Source organism: Chania multitudinisentens RB-25, assembly GCF_000520015.2.
Lineage (GTDB): Bacteria > Pseudomonadota > Gammaproteobacteria > Enterobacterales > Enterobacteriaceae > Chania > Chania multitudinisentens.
In genome coordinates, this window is the sequence record NZ_CP007044.2 from 1,466,385 (window position 1) to 1,487,772 (window position 21,388).

The window sequence follows — 21,388 nt, forward strand, 5'->3', positions numbered from 1 at the left end:
GGGAGAAAACACTCATCCTCAATTACTTCTTCACCGCCAGCCACTGAGCGATAATCTTCTGGTATTCCCCGGTAGCTTTACTCAAATGCAGCCACTGATCCACATACAGTTTCCAACTCATATCATCACGCGGCAGCATATAAGCCTTTTCGCCATATTGCATGGGTTTATCCGGGTTTATCGCACAGAGTTTCGGGTAGCGTTTCTGCTGATACAACGCTTCTGAGGCATCGGTAATCATCACGTCTGCCTTGCGATCCACCAACTGTTGGAAAATCCCCATATTATCGTGCGATAACGTCAGATTAACCTTTGGCAAATAGGCACGAACAAAGGCTTCGTTGGTGCCGCCAGCGGGCTCAATCACCCGTACCGAAGCCTTGTTGATCTGCTCAATCGTGCGATATTTCTTGATGTCGCTACAGCGTACCAGTGGGATCTTGCCATCGGTATCCAGCCGTTCAGCGAAAAATACTTGCCTTTGGCGCGGCAACGTTACCGAGATGCCACCCATAGCGATGTCACATTTCCCAGAAACAAAATCCGGTAGCAGGGTTTTCCAACTGGTTTTCACCCATTTCACTTTGGCATCCAGGCTTTTGGCCAGCGATTCCGCCATATCGATATCAATGCCTTCGTAACTACCGTCCTCTTTTTGGAAGGTGTAAGGCTTGTAGTCGCCGGTGGTACAGACTTCGAGCGTTTTTTGCTGTAGCACTTTATCCAGATGTGATTGAGCACTGGCGCTTCCAGCCACCAGCAAAGCGAGAGGCAATATTTTTTTCATGAAAACATCCTTTTATATATTAATGGTTTTCTGCGCTACTTAGCCGTTTATTGTGGTTTGTTTGCGTGTTTTTCCCATTTTTTATGCCATTGATGAGGGAAGATTGCAGCTTTGCTACTGCATATCCCGCAACCTGAGAGCGGTAGTGGTTTCAAGGCTAAAAAAACTGATAGGCTGTAGCGTCAACATTTCTTAACACAGTTTACAGGTGGTTATGTACAACATTGACGATTTTGATATGAAAATTCTGACATTGTTACAGGCTAATGGTCGCCTGACGAATCAGGAATTGAGCGAACTGGTCGGGCTTTCAGCCTCTCAATGTTCGCGCCGCCGTATCAGCTTGGAACAGGCCCAACTGATTAAAGGGTATCATGCACGGTTGGCACCGGAGGCGATCGGGCTTGGCTTGGTGAGCCTGATTGAAGTCAGCCTGGTCACCCATACGCAAGAGCAGATCGACAGCTTTCATCAGATGCTGGAAAAGGTGGACGCTATTCTTGACGCTTACAAAACCACCGGCGATGCTGACTACCTGCTGAAAGTCGCGGTGGCCGATTTGCCTGCGCTCAGTGACTTCATCAGCCAAACGCTTTCACGGCATAGCAGTGTCGCGCATATCAAAACGGCGGTAGTGCTTAACCGTATCAAAGAGAACGGCTTATTACCGTTGGTAAAATAAAGCGAATGTCGCCGTTCTTAAAGCACAATACTGCTGTTTGCCAGACGAAGAGTATATATTAGGAGCAGAGCCTAGATTGTGCCTCAAACTACTAAAACCAGGAGAACCAACTCGTGTTCCAGAATGTTGATGCTTATGCCGGTGACCCGATTCTGTCGCTGATGGAAAAATTCAAAAAAGATCCTCGGCCGCACAAAGTAAACCTGAGTATCGGTCTTTACTATAACGAGCAAGGCATCATCCCACAGATGCAGGCAGTGGCCGCCGCAGAGGCACAGCTTAACAGTGTTGCACAAGGCGCTTCGGTTTATCTGCCGATGGAAGGCCTGCAACCCTATCGCAGCGCGATCCAGCAATTGCTGTTTGGTGCCGATCATCCGATGTTGCAGCAGGGGCGGATTGCCACTATTCAAACCGTGGGTGGCTCTGGCGCGCTGAAAGTAGGTGCTGATTTCTTGAAACGCTATTTTCCGGATTCTGAGGTATGGGTGAGCGATCCGACCTGGGAAAACCACGTTGCCATTTTTGGCGGTGCCGGTTTCAAGGTGCATACCTACCCGTACTTTGACGGTGAGAATCTGGGGGTGAAATTTAACGCGATGCTGAGTGCCTTGAAAGCGCTGCCAGCCAAGAGCATCGCGCTGCTACACCCTTGCTGCCACAACCCGACCGGTTCCGATCTCACCGCAGAACAGTGGGATCAGGTGGTGGCCGCGATCGCCGAACGTGAATTGATCCCGTTTCTGGATATTGCCTATCAGGGTTTTGGTGGCGGCATGGAACAGGATGCTTACGCCATTCGCGCCATTGCGGCGGCGGGCTTGCCGTGTTTGGTGAGCAACTCGTTTTCAAAAATTTTCTCGCTGTACGGTGAGCGCGTTGGTGGGCTTTCCGTGGTGTGCGAAAGCAGTGAAGCTGCCGAACGTGTATTGGGCCAATTGAAAGCCACCGTGCGGCGTAACTACTCCAGCCCGCCAAACTTTGGTGCGCAGGTGGTAGCCAAAGTATTGAATGATGCGCAACTGAAAGCGCAGTGGCTGGCAGAAGTGGAAACCATGCGCACCCGTATCCTTGAGATGCGCCAAGTGTTGGTGGAGACGCTGAAAAACGCCGTGCCGCAGCGTAACTTTAGCTACCTGCTGGAGCAGCGCGGCATGTTCAGCTATACCGGTTTCAGTGCGGAACAGGTTGATCGCCTGCGTGATGAATTCGGCGTTTATCTGATCCACAGTGGCCGCATGTGTGTGGCGGGGCTGAACCACCATAACGTTCGTCAGGTAGCTGAGGCGTTTGCTGCCGTGCAGTGAGTGAGGTTTGGCGCTGTAGGCGTTGCATTGACTGAGAGGAGATAACCGTGGATAAACAGCAACTGCTTGATTACTGCCTGATGAAACCGGGCAGTGAACAGGATTATCAGAGTGACTGGCAGGCTGATCGGGTCAGAGTTGCCGAAAAAATGTTTGCACTCATTGGTGAAGCCTATGGTCGGCCTGTGATCTCGCTAAAATGTGGGATAGAACTCGCGGAACAGCTGCGCGATCGGCATGCAGAAATTATCCCCGGTTATTATTTAAATAAAGCGCATTGGAACAGTGTTTACCTGGATGGTGCTTTGCCGGATTCACAGTTTTATCAGTTGATTGATATTTCATATCAATTAGTGGTGGCTGGGTTATCGAAGAAAAAGCGCCAGGAATTGGGTATCTGAAAGTGAAAAACCGCTCCTGCTTGATACAGGAGCGGTAACACATTACTTTTTATTCAGTATGGGCTTCAAGAAGCGCGCGGTATGCGATTCTTTGCAGTTGGCTACGGTGTCTGGTGTACCTGCCACCAGGATTTCGCCACCGCCACTGCCCCCTTCCGGCCCCAGATCGACGATCCAATCCGCCGTTTTGATCACGTCCAGGTTGTGTTCAATCACCACGATGGTGTTGCCCTGATCGCGCAACTGGTGCAACACGGCCAGCAACTGTTGGATATCGGCAAAGTGCAGCCCAGTGGTTGGCTCATCAAGGATGTACAACGTCTGGCCGGTGCCGCGTTTCGATAATTCACGCGCCAGCTTCACGCGTTGCGCTTCGCCACCGGAAAGGGTGGTGGCCGACTGGCCTAAACGAATATAGGAAAGCCCGACTTCCATCAGCGTTTGCAGCTTGCGCGCTAAGGCTGGCACTGCATCAAAGAAATCGCGGGCTTCTTCAATCGTCATCTCCAGCACTTCGTGGATGTTCTTGCCTTTGTATTTTACTTCCAGCGTTTCGCGGTTATAACGCTTGCCTTTGCATTGGTCGCAAGGCACATAGATATCCGGCAGAAAGTGCATTTCCACTTTGATCACGCCATCACCCTGGCAGGCTTCGCAGCGGCCACCTTTGACGTTAAAGCTGAAACGGCCGGGCGTGTAACCACGGCTGCGTGATTCTGGCACCCCGGCAAACAGCTCACGCACTGGCGTAAAGATGCCGGTATAGGTGGCAGGGTTAGAGCGCGGCGTCCGGCCAATCGGGCTCTGATCGATATCGATCACCTTGTCGAAATGCTCCAGTCCCGCCACTTCGCGGTAAGGTGCAGGTTCAGCGATAGTTGCACCATTTAACTGACGTTGGGCGATCGGGAACAAAGTATCGTTGATTAGCGTGGATTTACCGGAGCCGGAAACCCCGGTAATGCAGGTAAACAACCCAACGGGCAGCGTCAGCGTCACGTCTTTCAGGTTGTTACCGCGGGCGCCACTCAGTTTCAGAACCTTGGTCGGGTCTGCGGGCACGCGTTCAGCCGGGATCGCAATTTCACGCTTGCCGCTGAGGAACTGGCCGGTCAGGGATTCCGGCTGGGCCATGATATCGTCAACGGTGCCTTCCGCCACGATCTGCCCACCATGTACACCGGCACCGGGGCCGATATCGATCACATGATCAGCTGCGCGGATCGCATCTTCGTCATGTTCGACCACGATCACCGTGTTGCCCAGGTTACGCAGGTGGATCAGCGTTTCCAGCAGACGTTCGTTATCGCGCTGATGCAAGCCGATCGAGGGCTCATCCAGCACATACATTACCCCGACCAAACCAGCACCGATCTGGCTGGCCAGGCGGATACGCTGCGCTTCACCACCGGACAATGTTTCTGCCGATCGTGATAACGAAAGATAGTTCAGCCCGACATTAACCAGGAATTTCAGGCGATCGCCAATCTCTTTTAAGACTTTTTCAGCAATCTTGGCGCGTTGGCCGCTCAATTTCATATTCTGGAAGAACGTCATGGCATGACCGATGCTGAGATCGGAAATCTCTGGCAACGTGGTGTCTTCTACAAACACGTTGCGGGCTTCTTCGCGTAAACGGGTGCCGTGGCATGAGGCGCAAGGGCGATTGCTGATAAATTTCGCCAGTTCTTCGCGCACTGCGCTGGATTCGGTTTCTTTGTAACGGCGTTCCATATTGTGCAGAACGCCTTCGAACGGATGGCGGCGCACGGTGGTGTCACCGCGATCGTTGGTGTATTTGAATTCGATGGACTCTTTGCCTGAGCCACTGAGTACCGCTTTCTGCACGTTAGCACTCAGGCTGTTAAACGGCACTTCCACATCGAATTGATAATGTTCTGCCAGCGAGCGCAGCATCTGGAAGTAATAGAAATTACGGCGATCCCAGCCACGGATAGCGCCGCCCGCCAGCGAAAGTTCGGGATTTTGCACCACACGTTCTGGATCGAAGAACTGCTGTACGCCCAGCCCGTCGCAGGTTGGGCAGGCACCCGCCGGATTGTTGAATGAGAACAGGCGCGGTTCCAATTCACTCATGCTATAGCCGCAGACCGGGCAGGCAAAATTGGCAGAAAACAGCAACTCTTCTGCTTTCGTATCGTCCATATCGGCAACTACCGCCGTGCCACCGGAAAGCTCCAGCGCGGTTTCAAACGACTCGGCCAAGCGCTGTGCCAGATCGTCACGCACCTTGAAGCGATCCACTACCACTTCAATGGTGTGCTTCTTTTGCAGTTCCAGTTTCGGAGGATCGGAAAGATCGCACACTTCGCCGTCGATACGCGCCCGGATATATCCCTGGGTTGCCAGGTTCTCCAGCGTCTTGGTGTGCTCGCCCTTACGATCTTTCACCACCGGAGCCAGCAGCATCAGACGTTTGCCTTCTGGCTGATTGAGCACGTTATCCACCATCTGGCTGACCGTCTGGGCCGCCAATGGAACATGATGATCAGGGCAACGCGGTTCGCCGACGCGGGCAAACAGCAGGCGCAGATAATCGTGGATCTCGGTAATGGTGCCGACGGTAGAACGCGGGTTATGTGAGGTGGATTTCTGCTCAATGGAAATGGCCGGTGACAAACCTTCAATATGGTCAACGTCTGGTTTTTCCATCAGTGAAAGGAACTGGCGTGCGTAGGCAGAAAGCGATTCAACATAGCGCCGCTGCCCTTCAGCATACAGCGTATCAAAGGCCAGTGAAGATTTGCCGGAGCCCGACAAACCAGTGACGACAATCAGCTTGTCACGCGGGATAATCAGGTTGATATTTTTGAGATTATGGGTTCGAGCACCACGAACTTCAATATTGTCCATTTACACTTCCCGTCATGATGATACACCGTGCTGTCTGCGTTTCTTTGGTGGTCTTTTTGTGATTTATCTCACAAAAAACTGGCGTAGCCAGTACGAAACGCATAATTATGACACAAAATAACCTGAATGAATATCCAGTATATGTATGTAACAGAGTTGAGTGCGGAGACAATTTTGGAAGGTGCTTCGCAGGTATAATCTAAGCAGGTAGCATGCTACAATTTGTGGTTTAAACTGCGAAATGTGGTTCTTATTAACCCGATGTACTTGGAGTTACAGCCAACAAACGCTAGGGCTGCAAGTAATCAGGGGATATCCACTTAATGATTCATCAGGAGATCTAACATGGCCAGCAGAGGCGTAAACAAAGTAATTCTGGTCGGGAATCTGGGCCAAGACCCTGAGGTCCGTTATATGCCTAATGGTGGCGCAGTTGCCAACATTACCCTGGCGACCTCTGAAAGCTGGCGTGACAAAGTGACTGGCGAGCAGAAAGAAAAAACGGAATGGCATCGCGTGGTGTTGTTCGGCAAGCTGGCAGAGGTGGCGGGTGAATACCTGCGTAAAGGTTCTCAGGTTTACATCGAAGGCTCTTTGCAGACCCGTAAGTGGACCGATCAGGCTGGCGTAGAAAAATATACCACCGAAATCGTGGTTAACGTGGGTGGCACCATGCAGATGTTGGGTGGCCGCCAAGGCGGTGGTGCTCCTGCCAGTGGGGGGCAACCAGCCGGCGGCCAGCAGGGGGGTTGGGGGCAACCTCAGCAGCCACAGGGCGGCAACCAGTTCAGCGGTGGCCAACAGGCTTCGACCAGGCCTGCACAAAACAGTGCGCCAGCGCCCAGCAATGAACCCCCGATGGATTTTGACGACGATATTCCTTTTTGACGTTTACCTGTGATTATTTAGTCAAGAATAAATCATAAGCCCCCGTTATTACGGGGGTTTTTGTTTTTACTGACAGATAAATAGGCAAAAATTATTTGGTTGCTTTATGCATGTCTGCATTTTGCTGTTGAGATATCTAATAAGGTATCTGAACAGCGTGTTGGCTGTTCGCATTTTATTATCCTAGACGTGACTTCCAGTTTTTTGCTGCAATTTACCGCAAGGCAGATTTGCCGCTGATTTCTGCTGAGATGCTATCGTGTCACTTCGTTGTGTGGGATGTTTTCAGCGCATCAGATTGTAGGTTAGTGGCACATCCAGAGTGGGTGCTGGGCGAGCCATTCAACATGCTTAGCTGAGAGTATGAGCTATTTCTGCTGCCTTCCTTGCTCTGGATGACAGGCGGAATTTTATACAATTATTAATGTGACATACTTCGCATTTTCGACAATGCTTGATCCTGATGCCCTTTCATATAAATTGTCGCGATCTTTAGTTGATCGGACCGTATGGAAGGCTAGATAATCGTTTGCCTTAATATACCCGTCATATTTCAAGCCATGGTGTTGTGGGTTTTGCTTGAAATCTGTTGGGTAAAACCACCATACATCACCCGCTTCATGCAATGAGAGTTAAACGTTTGCCTTTTTATATGGCGTTTTCTTGTGGCGTTTAGGAAGGATATGGAAGCAAACGTGGTGGAAACGGTTTCGTAATGACCATGCATGAGTGGAATAACAAGCCTCTTTATTGGGGTTGGTAATGAGACACAGGGGATAGCAACATGTCGAATTCTCAAGCGAACAACGCCGTGAAACCTAAAGGCGGGCTTGATGCGTATTTTAAACTTTCTGCACGCGGCACCAATGTGCGCCAGGAAGTGGTTGCCGGGTTTACCACGTTTCTGGCGATGGTGTATTCGGTGATTGTGGTGCCCAGCATGCTGGGCAAAGCAGGTTTCCCGCCAACGGCGGTGTTTGTTGCGACTTGCCTGGTCGCGGGCCTGGGTTCTTTGCTGATGGGATTATGGGCTAACCTGCCGATGGCGATAGGTTGTGCGATCTCCCTGACGGCTTTTACCGCTTTTAGTTTGGTGCTGGGCCAACAAATCAGCATTCCTGTTGCATTGGGCGCGGTATTCCTGATGGGGATACTGTTCACGATTATTTCGGTGACCGGCATTCGCACCTGGATCTTGCGTAACTTACCGATGGGTGTTGCACATGGTACAGGGATTGGCATCGGTTTATTCCTGTTGCTGATTGCAGCCAACGGTGTTGGCCTGGTCGTGAAGAATCCGCTGGATGGCCTGCCGGTCGCGTTAGGGGCGTTTACTTCTTTCCCGGTGGTGATGACGTTGCTGGGGCTGGCGGTGATCTTCGGCTTGGAAAAATTGCGCGTGCCGGGTGGGATTTTGCTGGTGATTATCATCATTTCCATTATCGGCCTGATTTTTGATCCAGCGGTGAAATATCAGGGGCTGTTCGCCATGCCTAGCCTGGCGGGTGATGATGGTAAGTCACTGATCTTTAGCCTGGATATTATGGGAGCTTTGCAACCTGTTGTATTACCGAGCGTGCTGGCATTGGTGATGACCGCAGTGTTTGACGCCACCGGCACTATCCGAGCCGTGGCTGGGCAGGCAAACCTGCTGGATAAAGACGGCCAGATCATCAATGGTGGCAAGGCTCTGACGTCAGACTCCCTGAGCAGCATCTTCTCCGGGTTGGTTGGGGCAGCGCCTGCGGCGGTATATATCGAATCTGCGGCGGGTACGGCGGCAGGGGGCAAAACGGGTCTGACAGCATCTGTGGTAGGGATTTTGTTCCTGCTGCTGCTGTTCCTGTCTCCGTTATCTTATCTGGTGCCGGTTTATGCCACGGCACCTGCGCTGATGTATGTTGGGTTACTGATGCTCAGCAATGTTACCAAGCTGGATTTTAACGATTTCGTGGATGCCATGGCCGGTTTGCTGTGCGCGGTGTTTATCGTGCTGACCTGTAACATCGTGACCGGTATCATGCTGGGTTTCAGCTCGTTGGTGATTGGCCGTATCTGCTCCGGTGAGTGGCGCAAACTGAACCTGGGAACGGTATTGATCGCGGTCGCTTTGGTGGTGTTCTATGCCGGTGGCTGGGCTATCTGACGTGTCGCAGACGCTCTCTCTTTAGGGAGAGCGTTTCTCCTTCAGGTAAATATTTTTCTTTCTGCACATAATCCGCTTTAATCGTACAAAAAAAGTGATCCGCTATTTGGCATACTTTGGCCAATGAGCCTGGTTTTTCTGAACCATAAAGTCTAAGGAAAGCATGGAAATCTTTTTTACAATCCTCATTTTGATCCTGGTGGTTTCCCTTTCTGGTGTAGTGACACGCATGCTGCCTTTTCAGGTGCCGCTACCGCTAATGCAAATAGCCATTGGAGCCTTATTGGCCTGGCCGCATTTTGGGTTGCATGTTGATTTTGATCCTGAACTGTTTTTAGTGCTGTTTATTCCGCCATTGCTGTTTGCTGATGGCTGGAAAACCCCGATGAGTGAGTTTTTGCACCACGGGCGTGAGATCCTGGGGTTGGCGCTGGTTCTGGTACTGCTTACCGTGGTTGGGGTGGGCTATCTTATTTACCTGATGGTGCCGGATATTCCTCTGGTGGCCGCATTTGCCTTGGCGGCAGTGCTGTCGCCGACCGATGCTGTGGCGTTGGGAGGGATTGTCGGTAAGGGGCGGATACCTAAGTCGATCATGGGGGTGCTGGAAGGTGAAGCGTTGATGAACGACGCTTCTGGTCTGGTTTCCTTGAAGTTTGCCATTGCTGTCGCGATGGGTACCATGGTGTTTACCGTTGGCGGTGCCACGATGGAGTTTTTGAAGGTGGCGATCGGCGGCTTGCTGGCGGGTGTGGCAGTGACCTGGGTTTACAGTAAATCTCTGCGGGTGATGAGCAACTGGAGTGGCGATGATCCTGCAACGCAGATCGTCCTTTTGCTGTTATTGCCCTTTGCCTCTTATCTGGTCGCTGAACATCTCGGTGTTTCAGGCATTCTGGCGGCGGTAGCCGCCGGGATGACCATCAGCCAATCAGGCGTGATCCGCAATGCGCCGCTGGCGATGCGCCTGCGCGCCAACAGCGTTTGGGCGATGCTGGAATTTGTGTTTAACGGCATGGTGTTCATCATGTTGGGGCTGCAACTGCCGGGTATTTTGGAAACCTCTATTCTACAGGCTGAATTAGACCCGACGATTGAAACCTGGTATCTGTTCACCGACGTGGCAATTATCTACGCTGCCTTGCTGGTGCTGCGTTTTACCTGGCTGTGGTTGATGAAAAACGCCAGCAAACGCTTTATGAAAAAACGTCCGTTGCAATTTGGTGATTACAGCACACGTGAACTCTGGGTGGCGTCATTTGCCGGGGTGCGTGGAGCGATCACGCTGGCGGGTGTGCTTTCGATCCCGCTGTTGCTCAGCGACGGCAGTGCTTTCCCGGCGCGTTATCAACTGGTATTTATTGCGACCGGGGTTATTTTGTTGTCGTTGATTGTCGGTGTGCTGGCCTTGCCATGGTTGCTGCGTGGTGTCCAGGTAGTTGATAAGAACGTCAGTAAAAGCGAAGAGCGCATGGCGGTGGCGATAGTGGCGGAAGTGGCGATCGAAAGTATTAACAAGATGGAGGAGCGCCTGGCTGCGGACAGCGAGGAAAATCTCGATCCGCAAATCCTGAAAGAGATCAGTTCACGCGTGATTGGCACGCTGCGGCAGCGTATTACCAACAAAGATGATATTGAGAATGCGCTGGCGCTGGAAAACCTGGAACGGCGTTTCCGCCTGACCGCATTGCGCGCCGAGCGGGGGGAACTTTACCACCTGCGAGCCACGCAGAAAATCAGTAATGAGACGCTGCAAAAGTTGTTGCACGATCTCGACTTGCTAGAGGCTTTGCTGGTGGAGCGAGAGGGTTAAGGAATACGGCATCAAGGGCCACTATGCGGCCCTTGATGTATTTCTCTCTTAGCTACCTTTCAGCAGGGCTTCTGCGTCTCGCATCCCCTCAGCCTTGAGCTCCTTACTTTGAATCAGCTTTAATGCCAGATACAGGTCGGGAACCAGAATCAGCTCGTGTTCATTACTGTTGGAGCGATGCAGGCGGAACCAGCGCGTCAACTCGGTACGCCGGCCAGCGAGCACCAGACTGATGCCGCGCAGTTTAAGCTCCCGCTGCAATTCGTTGATCGCGGCGAGCACGCTGATATCCGCATGGGTAAAGCTGGCCACTGCGTCAATCACCACCCAGCGCGGTGGGGAAGGCCTGCTATCCACCAGATTGGTGACCCGCCGTTTAAAATAGGCCACGTTAAAATAGGTCAATGGCGAATTGAAGCGGTACATAATAACCCCGTCAACTGGCTTGATTTTGTCATCGTTACCGATCGAATGGATCATTCCGCCATCATTCACCCCGAGTAACTGTTCGGTAGGCCGGAACACCGTTTGTAGAAACTGCAACAGACCCAGCAGAACCGCGAGCCCTATACCGGGAATGATCCCTACCAGCAGCACGCTCAGAAAAGTAAACAATGCCAGATTGAACGCGGAACGATTGCGCTTACGCAGCCGGAAAATGCTGCGCATGTCCAGTAACGACCAGGAGGCATAGATCAGCACTACGCCCAGCACAGGGATAGGAATAAATTGCAGAGGTTCGCTAAAAAACAGCACCACCAGAGCAATCGCCAATGCGGCAATCACTGAAACCAGCTGGCTCTTACCCCCGTTGGCATCGTTAACGGCGGTACGGGAATTGGCACCGCTGATAGCAAACCCCTGCGAAAGCCCTGAGACGATATTCACCAACCCCAGTGCACGAAACTCACTGTCGGCATCAACCTCATAGCCGTTTTTTGCCGCAAAGCTGCGCGTGGTGAGCATCATACTGACAAAGCTGACAACCGCCAGGTTTAACGCTGGGATCACCAGATCGCGCAGCAATCCAGGTTTAAAATCGGGCCATGACACCATGGGTAAGCCGCCGCCGGTATAGCCTGACACCGTTTCGATGCCAAAACGCGGCAAATTCGCCGCCCAGGTCAAAGCCGTCGTCAGCACCACGGCAAACAACGGGGCTGGCCAATTCGGCCGGGCATAGCGTACGCCAAACAGGATCAACAGCGTCAGCAGCGAGATACCTACGGTGGGCCAGTGACTGTTGAGTAAGTTTTCTGGTAGGGCGACGATGCGCTCAATCAGTTCACTGGAGGGCGATGGAAAGCCAAACACCTTGCTGATCTGATTGACGATAATCGTCAGTGCAACGCCGTTCAGTAGCCCGTTCAAGATCGGGCGAGACAACAGGTCGGCAATCGCTCCCAGCCTGAAACGGCTGGCAATCAGGCACCAGGTTCCCATCATCAGGGTCATCACAATGGTGAGTTGCCAGTGGAGTTCGGTTTTGCCCGCGGCCAGCGGCGTGACTACTGCGGCAATAACCGCACAGGTTGCCGCATCTGGGCCGACAATCAGTTGGCGCGATGAGCCAAAGATTGCGTAGGCGATCATCGGCAAAATGCAGGAATAAAGTCCAACGATTGCGCTCACACCGGCCAATTCGGCGTAGGCAATCGCCACCGGCAACGCAACCGCCGCGACGGAGAGGCCAGCACGTATATCAGGTTTCAGCCAACTACGTTCGTAAGCCAGCAGATTCATCAAACCGGGAGTCATATTCTGGAGGGATTTCCACTGCATATATTTTCCATCAGACATAATAGTGGGAAGGCTTATATCACGCTGTTTCTCCCGTTGATATGTAACAGCCTAAGGAAGAGTCATCCAGCGTATTTTTAGGTGTATTAGCCAAATTATAGCAGGCGATTTAGAGATGAATTCCCTGAATGGAGTCGTAGGGGGCCGTTTAACCCCCTGAAAACTCAGCGGGCGGCCTGAATCAGGGCTACCACCAGCGGTGAAAGTTCACCACGTAGCGCAGCACGTTCCGATTGAAACAGCGTAGCGGCATAGAAACGGTGCCCTGGCAGCTCGATCGAACGCACATCTCCAGCGATGTCGTGGCCGCTGATCATCAGCGGATGCTGTGCCAAATCCGCAACACATTCAGGGTTCACGCCAAAGTTGCAGCGGTAGCCTTCGTGCGTTTCCAGATTGCCATAGGCCCGGGCGATCAGCGTTTCTGGTTGGAACAGAATGGTGCCGGTTTTCTCAACCAATGAACAACTCAACGGTGTGATCACCAGGCGGCCAGCGTGGCCGGTTTCCGCATGCCCGGCATCGTGCCAACCCATCACGTTACGTGCATATTCCACGATCGCATATTGAAAACCCGCGCAAGAGCCTAGAAACGGGACATCCTGCTCCCGCGCATAGCGGATGGCCATAAAAGCGCCATCATCATAGTGATAGGGGCCACCAGGAACGACCCAGATCGCATCATAACCCTGTAATACCGAGGTTGCGGTAAGGGTTGCTGTGGGAAGCCACTGGAACTGAATATCGATATCGAGATGTGAAGCCGTGAGTTGCAGAGCGATGGGGATAGCCTGGTGAGCAATGGCGTTAGGGTTGTAATCACCGACCAGAGCAAGACGAACCTGTGTTTTTAGCATTTCCTTTTCCTGTGCGGGTAAAAAAAGGAGGTTACAGCAAAGTTAACGTCCGTTCAGCGGATTTTTTGTGAAGAGCACAAAAGAGCGGGCGCTACACGCATATAACGCCCCAGAATGAGATATTCAATACAGTGAGGGTGAACCCGCCGGGCGAGTTTTGAAACGGCGGTGCAGCCACAGATATTGTTCTGGCGCACGCATGATTTCTTGTTCCACTACTTTGTTCATATAGGCTGCGGCGGCGATCTCATCATTGATGGGATAGTCTTCCAACGCGGGTTGGATCAGCAGATCGTAACCACAGCCGTTAGGGCGGCGAATCAATACTACTGGCAGCAGGGCTGGCTTGGCCAGGCGGGCCAGCATAAAGGTACCGCTGGTAGTGGCAGCCTGATCGACAGCAAACAGCGGGGCAAATACGCTGCCACGCGGGCCGTAATCCTGATCTGGTGCAAACCAGACTGCTTCGCCGCGCTTCAGCGCTTGCACCATGCCACGCAGATCTTTGCGGTCCAGCATTGCCTTGTTGGATCGCATACGGCCTTTGGTCTGCGCCCATTCCATCGCTTTATTGTTGTGCGGGCGATACATCGCCATCATCGGTTGGCACAGGCCCATGGCCCGCCCACCGAGCTCCAGCGACATAAAATGCACGCCAATCACCAATACGCCGCGCCCATTCTGCTGAGCTGTTTTCAGATGCTCGAGACCGGAAACGTTAAACCAGCGCTTTACGCGTTGGTCGGGCCAGAACCAGGCCATGCCGGTTTCCAGCAGGCCCATGCCGAGAGATTCGAAATTGCCCACCACCTGGCGCTCGCGCTGTGCTGGGTCCATATCCGGGAAGCACAGTTCAAGATTACGGCGGGTGATGGAGACGCGGCGTTTCAGGAAACGCATTGAAGTTCTTCCCAGCCAGACACCGAACTTGTGCAGCAAGGGGTAGGGGAGTTGAACCAATAGAAACAGCATACCCAAGCCAAACCAGGTTAACCAGTAGCGTGGATGCAGAAAAGCACGTTGGAAGTTTTGCGGGCGCTTCATCATTAACTCATTATGCGATTAGGGACGGAAACCTGTAGCGCATAGAGAAGCGACTCGATAGCGATACAATGCTTAGACACCCAGAGATGGCGGTGGTTTAGCCAGTTTGTAGAATTTACGACGTTTTTACATACGAAAGACGGTTACTTGCCAGCGAAGGGGTTCTCAAGGCAATGGATTGTATCACACGGCATTGAGATAGAAAGGGGAGATGGCTGGGCTTTCGGCCGTAGAAAACGCGGGCAACCTGCTGTAGTGCGCGGAAATATAAAGAAAAAGGCACTTAACCAAATGAGGAAAAGTGCCTTTTATCAATACGTTAACTGATTAGTATCAGTTCATGCCGTATTTTTTCAATTTTTTACGCAGCGTACCACGGTTAATACCCATCATCAGGGCTGCACGGGTCTGGTTGCCACGGGTGTATTGCATCACCATGTCCAACAGTGGCTGTTCAACTTCAGCCAATACCAGCTCATACAGGTCGTTAACATCCTGACCATTCAGTTGAGCAAAATAGTTCTTCAGTGCTTGCTTAACCGAGTCACGCAGAGGCTTTTGGGTCACTTGATCCTGTGAGTTTACGGTTGAAACGGTCAGTACGTCAGAATTTACGCGTTGTTCGAACATAGTTCTGTCAGCTCTTTTTTACGCTAAGATTTTCGAAATATGCCTCCAACGCCTCCAGCTGTTCGCTGGCATCCTCTATGGCGTTGAATGTGCGCCGAAACTGGTCATTTGGGGCGTGCTCCTGGAGATACCAAGAGACGTGCTTACGAGCAATCCGAAATCCCTTGCCTTGGCCATAAAAGCCGTGCAATTCCCGAATATGCTCTATCAACAAGCGCTTCACTTCGCCAAGTGGCATCGGTGGCAGCAGCTCCCCAGTGTCCAGATAATGCTGGATTTCCCGGAAGATCCAGGGTCTCCCCTGAGCAGCACGGCCTATCATCAGGGCATCAGCCCCAGTGTAGTCAAGCACTGCTCTGGCTTTATGCGGGTCAGTAATATCACCATTCGCGATAATCGGAATGGCGACACTCTGCTTAACTGCCCGAATGCTGTTGTACTCCGCGTCGCCGTTAAACAGGCAAGCACGGGTTCGGCCATGAATCGTCAGGGCCTGTATACCACAGTCTTCGGCCAGTTGGGCAATCTCTACACAGTTACGGTGTTCTGGTGCCCAGCCGGTACGAATCTTAAGTGTTACCGGCACATCCACCGCATTAACCACTGCGTGGAGGATCTGCTTAACCAGATCCGGGTACTGCAACAACGCAGACCCTGCAAGCTTCCGGTTCACTTTCTTGGCCGGGCATCCCATATTGATGTCGATGATCTGCGCACCGCTGGCCACATTAATGCGCGCCGCAGCAGCCATATCATCAGGATCACATCCGGCGATCTGCACGGAACGGATCCCTGGTTCATCACTATGTACCATACGCAGACGTGACTTATCCGTTCGCCATACCTCTGGATTTGAGGAGAGCATTTCGGATACAGCCATCCCAGCACCCATTGCATGACATAAGGCTCTGAATGGACGATCTGTGATACCGGCCATCGGGGCCGCAATCAGGCAATTTGTTAACTGGTGGTTTCCAATGCGCATAGACAAAGAATGACCATACTGTGTCCGCAAGGGCGCGTATATTACGCATTTTTTCGCCGAGATGAAAGGCCAAACTTTGACCAATTTACTGCTATTTATCAATGAAAATGTCATTCACCGTGTTTTATGGAAATATAATAGTTATTTAACAATGGCTTGACTTTTTGTGCTTAATTTATGGGCGGCGAAATATTCGCAGCGTAACAGAATTTTATCTTTAAACGGCGCGAATTTGAGCCAGCAACATCGGGCGTAGGGTAGCATTATCAGGGTAATGCTTTGACAAAAGGTTAAAAACTGCCACCGGAAAGGCAGAGCGACCCACCGCTACCAGGGTGGTACAGCGGTGAGTTCGCGACGGGCATCAATCAACGATAATGCGGCCATTCAGCGGCTGTATCGGACGATTGTTGGCATGGTGGATGACCGAACGGAACTGGCTGATTTGTTCGGCAGAAGCGCTGACAGGCTGCTCCAGCACCATCCAGATCACGCCTTCAGAGCAAGGTGGCGTTGTCAGTGAACCACTGAAGCGGTAGAAGTTGAATTGCTCAGGCAGCAGCGCTTTGATATCCACCGGTTTGGTTAATACCGAGGTCTGATCAACCTGTGTGGGCATCTGCTGCCAGGCTTGCGCCAGTTGCGGGTTAGCTTGGCCTGCTTTAAACATCAGCGCCAGCACGGCCAGAGCACCTTCTTTGTCTTTGTAGACGAAATGTGCCTCCAGTGGGAACTGCTTGCCGTCGATCTCATTCTCGCTCGGCGCATGGAAGTGGAACTGCTGCAGCGTGAAGGTATCACCATCCAGGCGCAGGGTATTCCCTTCACTGGCGTTGACTTGAATAGTATGGCCGTTATTGATGATTTGCTGTTTACCCGGCTGGAAGGCCAGCTTGAGTTCGTCATGTTGAGTCTTCAACACCCCATGAATATTCACGGGTGACTGGTTTTTGCCGGTTTCACACAGTGAGAAGTCGGGCGAAAGTTTGCCCCAGTGTGCTGGATCTTCCTGGCCTTCATAACTCCAGTGCTGATGTTGTTCTGCTGCATTAACCGCGAAGCTGGCGGCCAACAGGGTGGCCAGCAATAACTTTCCTTTCATTTCTGATCCCTTTCAAAAAAGACGTCAATGGCCCTGGGGTGAGCAGCACAGCGGTTACTGGCTGCCATCACTCCGAGCAGGAGAATACGCCCGGTATTTTCAGGGATAAACGGGCAATTTATTGAGGAAATAAAAAAAACCACCGTAACTGATTAAGTTTCATGTGGTTTTTTCAAAAAGGAAAATGTGTAACTATTTGCGTTGGCCGGTGATGCGGCACCACTCTTCACGCTCGGCCACGGGATCGAGAGCGAATTTATCGGCGTAAGCTTCTGCTACGCCAGAAGCCTGAGTGGCCAGCACGCCGGAGAGGCCAAGATAGCCGCCGGGTTTTGGCAGGCAGCTGATTAACGGTGCCAGTTCACGCAGCGGCCCGGCGAGAATATTAGCGACCACCACGTCGGCCTGCAGATCGGCAGGCTGGTCTTTCGGCAGATACAGTTCCAGGCGCTCAGAAACCCCGTTACGCTGCGCGTTATCGCGGCTGGCCTGAATGGCTTGGGGATCGATATCAATGCCAATAGCGCGTGCTGCACCGAGTTTTAAGGCCGCAATCGCCAGGATGCCGGAACCACAGCCGAAGTCGATAACGGTTTTGCCCGCCAGATCCAGGCTATCGAGCCATTGCAGGCACAACGCAGTAGTGGGATGAGTGCCAGTGCCGAACGCCAGGCCCGGATCGAGCATCACATTGACCGCTGTGGGATCGGGCACATCGCGCCAGCTTGGGCAGATCCACAGCCGCTCACCAAAACGCATTGGGTGGAAGTTATCCATCCACTCACGTTCCCAATCTTTATCTTCCAACTGTTCGATCTTATGTCGGAAACCGGCACCCAACAGTGGGTGCTGCTCCAGCATGGCGACCACATCGGCCATATCGGTTTCGGCGTCGTACAGGCCGATCACATCGGTATCACCCCACAGCAGGGTTTCGCCCGGCAAGGGTTCAAATACCGGGTTGTCGTGGGTGTCCTGAAAGGTTACCGACACTGCGCCGCTCTCAACCAACGCATCGCTCAGGTCTTCTGCCTGCTTGCCGGTGGTGTTCAGTTTTAGTTGGATCCAAGGCATAACAATTCTCTTCAAGAGGGTAAGGAGGGCACCAGCCGACGCTTTTCGCCGCACAGGTTACCGATATAAAACGCCGACAGGCTGAGCAGCAGCGCAGGCACAATCGGGTGCAACCCCGCCAGTTGCAGCTCGAAGCTGGCCAAGAGCGTATAGCATAATGCACCCGTGACCATTGAGCTAAGCGCTCCTTGGGCGTTGGCGCGCTCCCAGTACAGGCCCAGCACCAGCGGCCACAAGAACACGGCTTCCAGCCCGCCAAAGGCCAACAAATTCAGCCAGATAATCATTTCCGGCGGACGCCAGGCGGCCAACAGCACCAGCAACCCAAGGATCAGCGTGGTCAGGCTGGAAAAACGTTTGATCATCTTCTCGTTGTGCATCTGCTGTGGGCGCACACCAAGATAAAGATCTTTAATGATGGTGGCGGAGGATTGCAGCAACTGGGCGTTGATGGTTGACATGATCGCCGCCATCGGCGCGGCCAGGAAGATCCCGGCGGCGTAAGGCGGCAGCACGGTGATCATCAAGGTGGGGATCACTTGATCGGGGATCTGCAAATCCGGGAGCACCGCGCGGCCCAGGGCTCCGGCCAGATGCATGCCGAACATCAGCACAGCCACCACGATCGTGCCGAGGATAATCCCACGATGCACCGCCTTGCTGTCTTTGTAGGAAATACAACGCACGGCGGTGTGCGGCAGGCCAATCACACCAAAACACACCAGGATCCAGAACGAAGCCATAAACGGCAGGCTGAGGATCTGTTCGCTGCCCTGCGGTGTTACCAGGGCGGGATCGATCTGTTGCAGTTTATCTACCGCACTGTGCAAACCGCCTGCCGCGTGGATCACTGCAACCAGCAGGAGTACGGTGCCCAACAGCATCACCAATCCCTGCATGGCATCGTTAAGCACGCTGGCGCGGAACCCGCCGAACGCGGTATACAGCGCAATGCTGAGACCAAAAATCAGCAGACCGGTATCGTAAGGAATACCTGCTGCGGTTTCCAGCAGGCGCGCACCGCCGATAAACTGCACCGCCATGGCCCCCAGAAAAGCCACCAACAGGCTGAGACTGGCCAACCATACCAGCAGGCGGCTTTGATAACGGGCGAACAGCATATCGTTCAGGGTGATGGCATTGTAGCGCCGTGCCAGAATCGCGAACTTCTTGCCCAGCACGCCGAGTGAAAGCCATACCGCTGGCAGTTGAATCATCGCCAGCAGCACCCAACCGAGGCCATATTTATAGGCAGCACCGGGCCCACCAATGAATGAGCTGGCGCTGATATAGGTGGTGGTCAGCGTCATCGCCAGCACAAAACCACCCATCGATCGGTTGCCGAGAAAATATTCACTGAGGAAGTTGCCGTGCTGGCGGCGGCGGTAGGCGTAGACCGACAAACCGAAAACCAGCAGCAGATAGGCGATCAGCGGCAGAATGACTTCAATTTGCATCGCTGTCCTCCAAAGGAATATCGCGGAAGACACCACGCACCATCAGCCAGCACAGGCCGATAAAGATCAGGGGCACCAACAGGCAGGCCATTTCAAACCAGTGCGGCAAGCCGGTAATGCCGGAAGCACTGCTCGGCAGGTAGGCCGCCAGTGACCAGGCCAGCAGGTAAAACAGCGTCAGGCCGAGCGCCCAGCGCGCTTCGCGATGAGCTTGAATAAAGCGTTTTTCCATCCGTGCCTCCAAGGGTTTACGGTGATGGATTAGCAAAGGAGAGGATTTTACGACAAGGGACAGTTTTGCCAAGCCGTTATGTTACCCAAGCCGACAAAAAGCTTATACCGGCCAGTTAAGACTCACCCGTCCCCTTTGCAGCGGAGCTGTTTCTTGTTCACCTGTTGGGATGAGTATTCTTAAGGTATTGTCTTCACCTGCAAGCGCAGATAACGCGTTCGAGCTGGGGGCTCAAGAGCCAGCCCCTGCACCCTTGTGATGGGGAGAGGGGCTGTGCTGCCAGCATGGTGCCGAATGATTCGGCACTTTTTTGTTTAGCTGACCAGCATTAGGCCACTGGCTGACAGAGCTACGCCGATTGCTGAATAAAGTGCTCGATTTGTGCCAGGCTGGATAACCCTTCCATCGGCCCTTTATGGGAGACGGCTAACGCGCCGCTGGCATTGGCATACCGCAGTGCTTTTTCGGCGCTGAAACCAGACAGGAACAGGCTGACGAACGTAGCCCCAAAACAGTCACCAGCGCCGGTTGGGTCTACCATCTTGGTGTTGTAACCAGGGATGTGCAGTTCCTGCGTTTGCCCTTGATGCTGCTGATAATGGCTGGCCCCTTTCTGACCTCGCTTGATCACGATATGCTGCACGCCATTTGCCAGCAGTTCCTGCACGATATCCGTTTCTTTCTGATGTTTGCTGCTGGCAAAATGGTGCACTTCTCCCTCGCTTGGCAAAAAGATATCGGTATATTCAAGAATGTAATCGAAGGCTTGGCTCATCTCTGGAATATTAAGCATTTCTTTGCGGATGTTGGGATCGAACGACACCGTGCCCTGATTGGCTTTAACTATCTGGATCGCCCGACGCATGGCGTCGATGATACGGAATGAGAACAGCGAAGATCCCATGATATGGAAATGCTGGCACTGGTTCAGCAAGGCCAGATCGATATGGTCGGCGGTAAAAAAGCCGCAGGCGCTGTTGGGGATATTGAAAATAAAATCGCGCTCAACGGAATTGTGATAGCTGACAAACGCGGTGCCGGTCGGGGCTTTGTCGATCACGCTGATGCCGTCGGTGATCACTCCTTCCAGCCGTAAGCGTTCGATGTTCAGGCGGCCAAAATCGTCGTTGCCCACGCAGCCAAACAGCGTGGAATCAAAACCAAGCCGCGCCACCTGAGCGGCATAGATAGCCGGTGCCCCACTCGGGTACGGCCCAAGAAACTCGCCAGGTTGAGTGAAGCCCTGATTATAATTTTTTGAAAGGAATTCAACCAGTAACTCACCCATTGTGCAGATGCTAACTGACAT

Annotated in this window: 18 protein-coding genes; 6 read left to right on the forward strand and 12 right to left on the reverse strand. The window is 52.7% G+C overall.

The window, feature by feature from the left end; translation table 11 throughout:
• Positions 1-22 precede the first annotated feature (22 nt).
• Complete coding sequence (locus tag Z042_RS06430) at positions 23-787, reverse strand: transporter substrate-binding domain-containing protein (protein ID WP_024913329.1); 765 nt, start codon at positions 785-787, stop codon at positions 23-25.
• A gap of 214 nt (positions 788-1,001) precedes the next feature.
• Here Z042_RS06430 and Z042_RS06435 point away from each other — a divergent pair, with 214 nt between their 5' ends.
• The 3 genes from Z042_RS06435 to Z042_RS06445 all read left to right on the forward strand — a co-directional run bounded on the left by Z042_RS06435 (position 1,002) and on the right by Z042_RS06445 (position 3,177).
• Positions 1,002-1,469 (forward strand): Lrp/AsnC family transcriptional regulator, encoded by a 468-nt coding sequence (locus tag Z042_RS06435; protein WP_024913328.1) that lies wholly within the window; start codon positions 1,002-1,004, stop codon positions 1,467-1,469.
• Between the two features lie 113 nt (positions 1,470-1,582).
• Positions 1,583-2,776 (forward strand): amino acid aminotransferase, encoded by a 1,194-nt coding sequence (locus Z042_RS06440; protein WP_024913327.1) that lies wholly within the window; start codon positions 1,583-1,585, stop codon positions 2,774-2,776.
• Between the two features lie 47 nt (positions 2,777-2,823).
• Complete coding sequence (locus Z042_RS06445) at positions 2,824-3,177, forward strand: MmcQ/YjbR family DNA-binding protein (protein WP_024913326.1); 354 nt, start codon at positions 2,824-2,826, stop codon at positions 3,175-3,177.
• 42 nt (positions 3,178-3,219) lie between these two features.
• On the opposite strand, the gene uvrA is transcribed toward Z042_RS06445, so the two are convergent.
• Positions 3,220-6,051, reverse strand: coding sequence for an excinuclease ABC subunit UvrA (gene uvrA / locus Z042_RS06450; RefSeq protein WP_024913325.1), 2,832 nt, complete (start codon positions 6,049-6,051; stop codon positions 3,220-3,222).
• A gap of 345 nt (positions 6,052-6,396) precedes the next feature.
• Between uvrA and ssb1 the strand changes: the two genes are divergently transcribed.
• The 3 genes from ssb1 to Z042_RS06465 all read left to right on the forward strand — a co-directional run bounded on the left by ssb1 (position 6,397) and on the right by Z042_RS06465 (position 10,898).
• Positions 6,397-6,939, forward strand: a complete 543-nt coding sequence (gene ssb1 / locus Z042_RS06455) for a single-stranded DNA-binding protein SSB1 (RefSeq protein WP_024913324.1) — start codon at positions 6,397-6,399, stop codon at positions 6,937-6,939.
• A 784-nt stretch (positions 6,940-7,723) separates the two neighbouring features.
• Complete coding sequence (locus tag Z042_RS06460; protein WP_024913323.1) at positions 7,724-9,085, forward strand: NCS2 family permease; 1,362 nt, start codon at positions 7,724-7,726, stop codon at positions 9,083-9,085.
• A gap of 163 nt (positions 9,086-9,248) precedes the next feature.
• The gene (locus tag Z042_RS06465; protein ID WP_024913322.1) at positions 9,249-10,898 is read left to right on the forward strand and encodes a Na+/H+ antiporter; all 1,650 of its coding nucleotides are present in this window, start codon (positions 9,249-9,251) and stop codon (positions 10,896-10,898) included.
• Between the two features lie 48 nt (positions 10,899-10,946).
• Here the strand turns inward: Z042_RS06465 and Z042_RS06470 are convergent, their stop codons facing one another.
• The 10 genes from Z042_RS06470 to Z042_RS06515 form a co-directional block, all read right to left on the reverse strand.
• Positions 10,947-12,680: a SulP family inorganic anion transporter gene (locus Z042_RS06470; RefSeq protein WP_024913321.1), complete on the reverse strand. Its 1,734-nt coding sequence runs from the start codon at positions 12,678-12,680 to the stop codon at positions 10,947-10,949.
• 182 nt (positions 12,681-12,862) lie between these two features.
• Positions 12,863-13,555, reverse strand: a complete 693-nt coding sequence (locus Z042_RS06475; protein ID WP_024913320.1) for a CTP synthase C-terminal region-related (seleno)protein — start codon at positions 13,553-13,555, stop codon at positions 12,863-12,865.
• Between the two features lie 123 nt (positions 13,556-13,678).
• Positions 13,679-14,599, reverse strand: coding sequence for a kdo(2)-lipid IV(A) palmitoleoyltransferase (gene lpxP / locus Z042_RS06480; protein ID WP_024913319.1), 921 nt, complete (start codon positions 14,597-14,599; stop codon positions 13,679-13,681).
• Positions 14,600-14,932: 333 nt separating this feature from the next.
• Positions 14,933-15,229, reverse strand: coding sequence for a DNA-binding transcriptional regulator Fis (gene fis, locus Z042_RS06485; RefSeq protein ID WP_000462905.1), 297 nt, complete (start codon positions 15,227-15,229; stop codon positions 14,933-14,935).
• A 7-nt stretch (positions 15,230-15,236) separates the two neighbouring features.
• Positions 15,237-16,214, reverse strand: coding sequence for a tRNA dihydrouridine synthase DusB (gene dusB / locus Z042_RS06490; protein WP_037406883.1), 978 nt, complete (start codon positions 16,212-16,214; stop codon positions 15,237-15,239).
• A gap of 364 nt (positions 16,215-16,578) precedes the next feature.
• Positions 16,579-17,316, reverse strand: a complete 738-nt coding sequence (locus tag Z042_RS06495) for a carbonic anhydrase (RefSeq protein WP_024913318.1) — start codon at positions 17,314-17,316, stop codon at positions 16,579-16,581.
• A gap of 192 nt (positions 17,317-17,508) precedes the next feature.
• The gene (gene prmA, locus Z042_RS06500; RefSeq protein WP_024913317.1) at positions 17,509-18,390 is read right to left on the reverse strand and encodes a 50S ribosomal protein L11 methyltransferase; all 882 of its coding nucleotides are present in this window, start codon (positions 18,388-18,390) and stop codon (positions 17,509-17,511) included.
• An 11-nt stretch (positions 18,391-18,401) separates the two neighbouring features.
• Positions 18,402-19,847 (reverse strand): sodium/pantothenate symporter, encoded by a 1,446-nt coding sequence (gene panF / locus Z042_RS06505; RefSeq protein WP_024913316.1) that lies wholly within the window; start codon positions 19,845-19,847, stop codon positions 18,402-18,404.
• Complete coding sequence (locus tag Z042_RS06510) at positions 19,837-20,079, reverse strand: YhdT family protein (RefSeq protein ID WP_024913315.1); 243 nt, start codon at positions 20,077-20,079, stop codon at positions 19,837-19,839. Before Z042_RS06510 ends, panF begins: the two co-directional genes overlap by 11 nt.
• Positions 20,080-20,428: 349 nt before the next feature.
• Positions 20,429-21,388, reverse strand: coding sequence for a sugar kinase (locus Z042_RS06515; protein WP_024913314.1), 960 nt, complete (start codon positions 21,386-21,388; stop codon positions 20,429-20,431).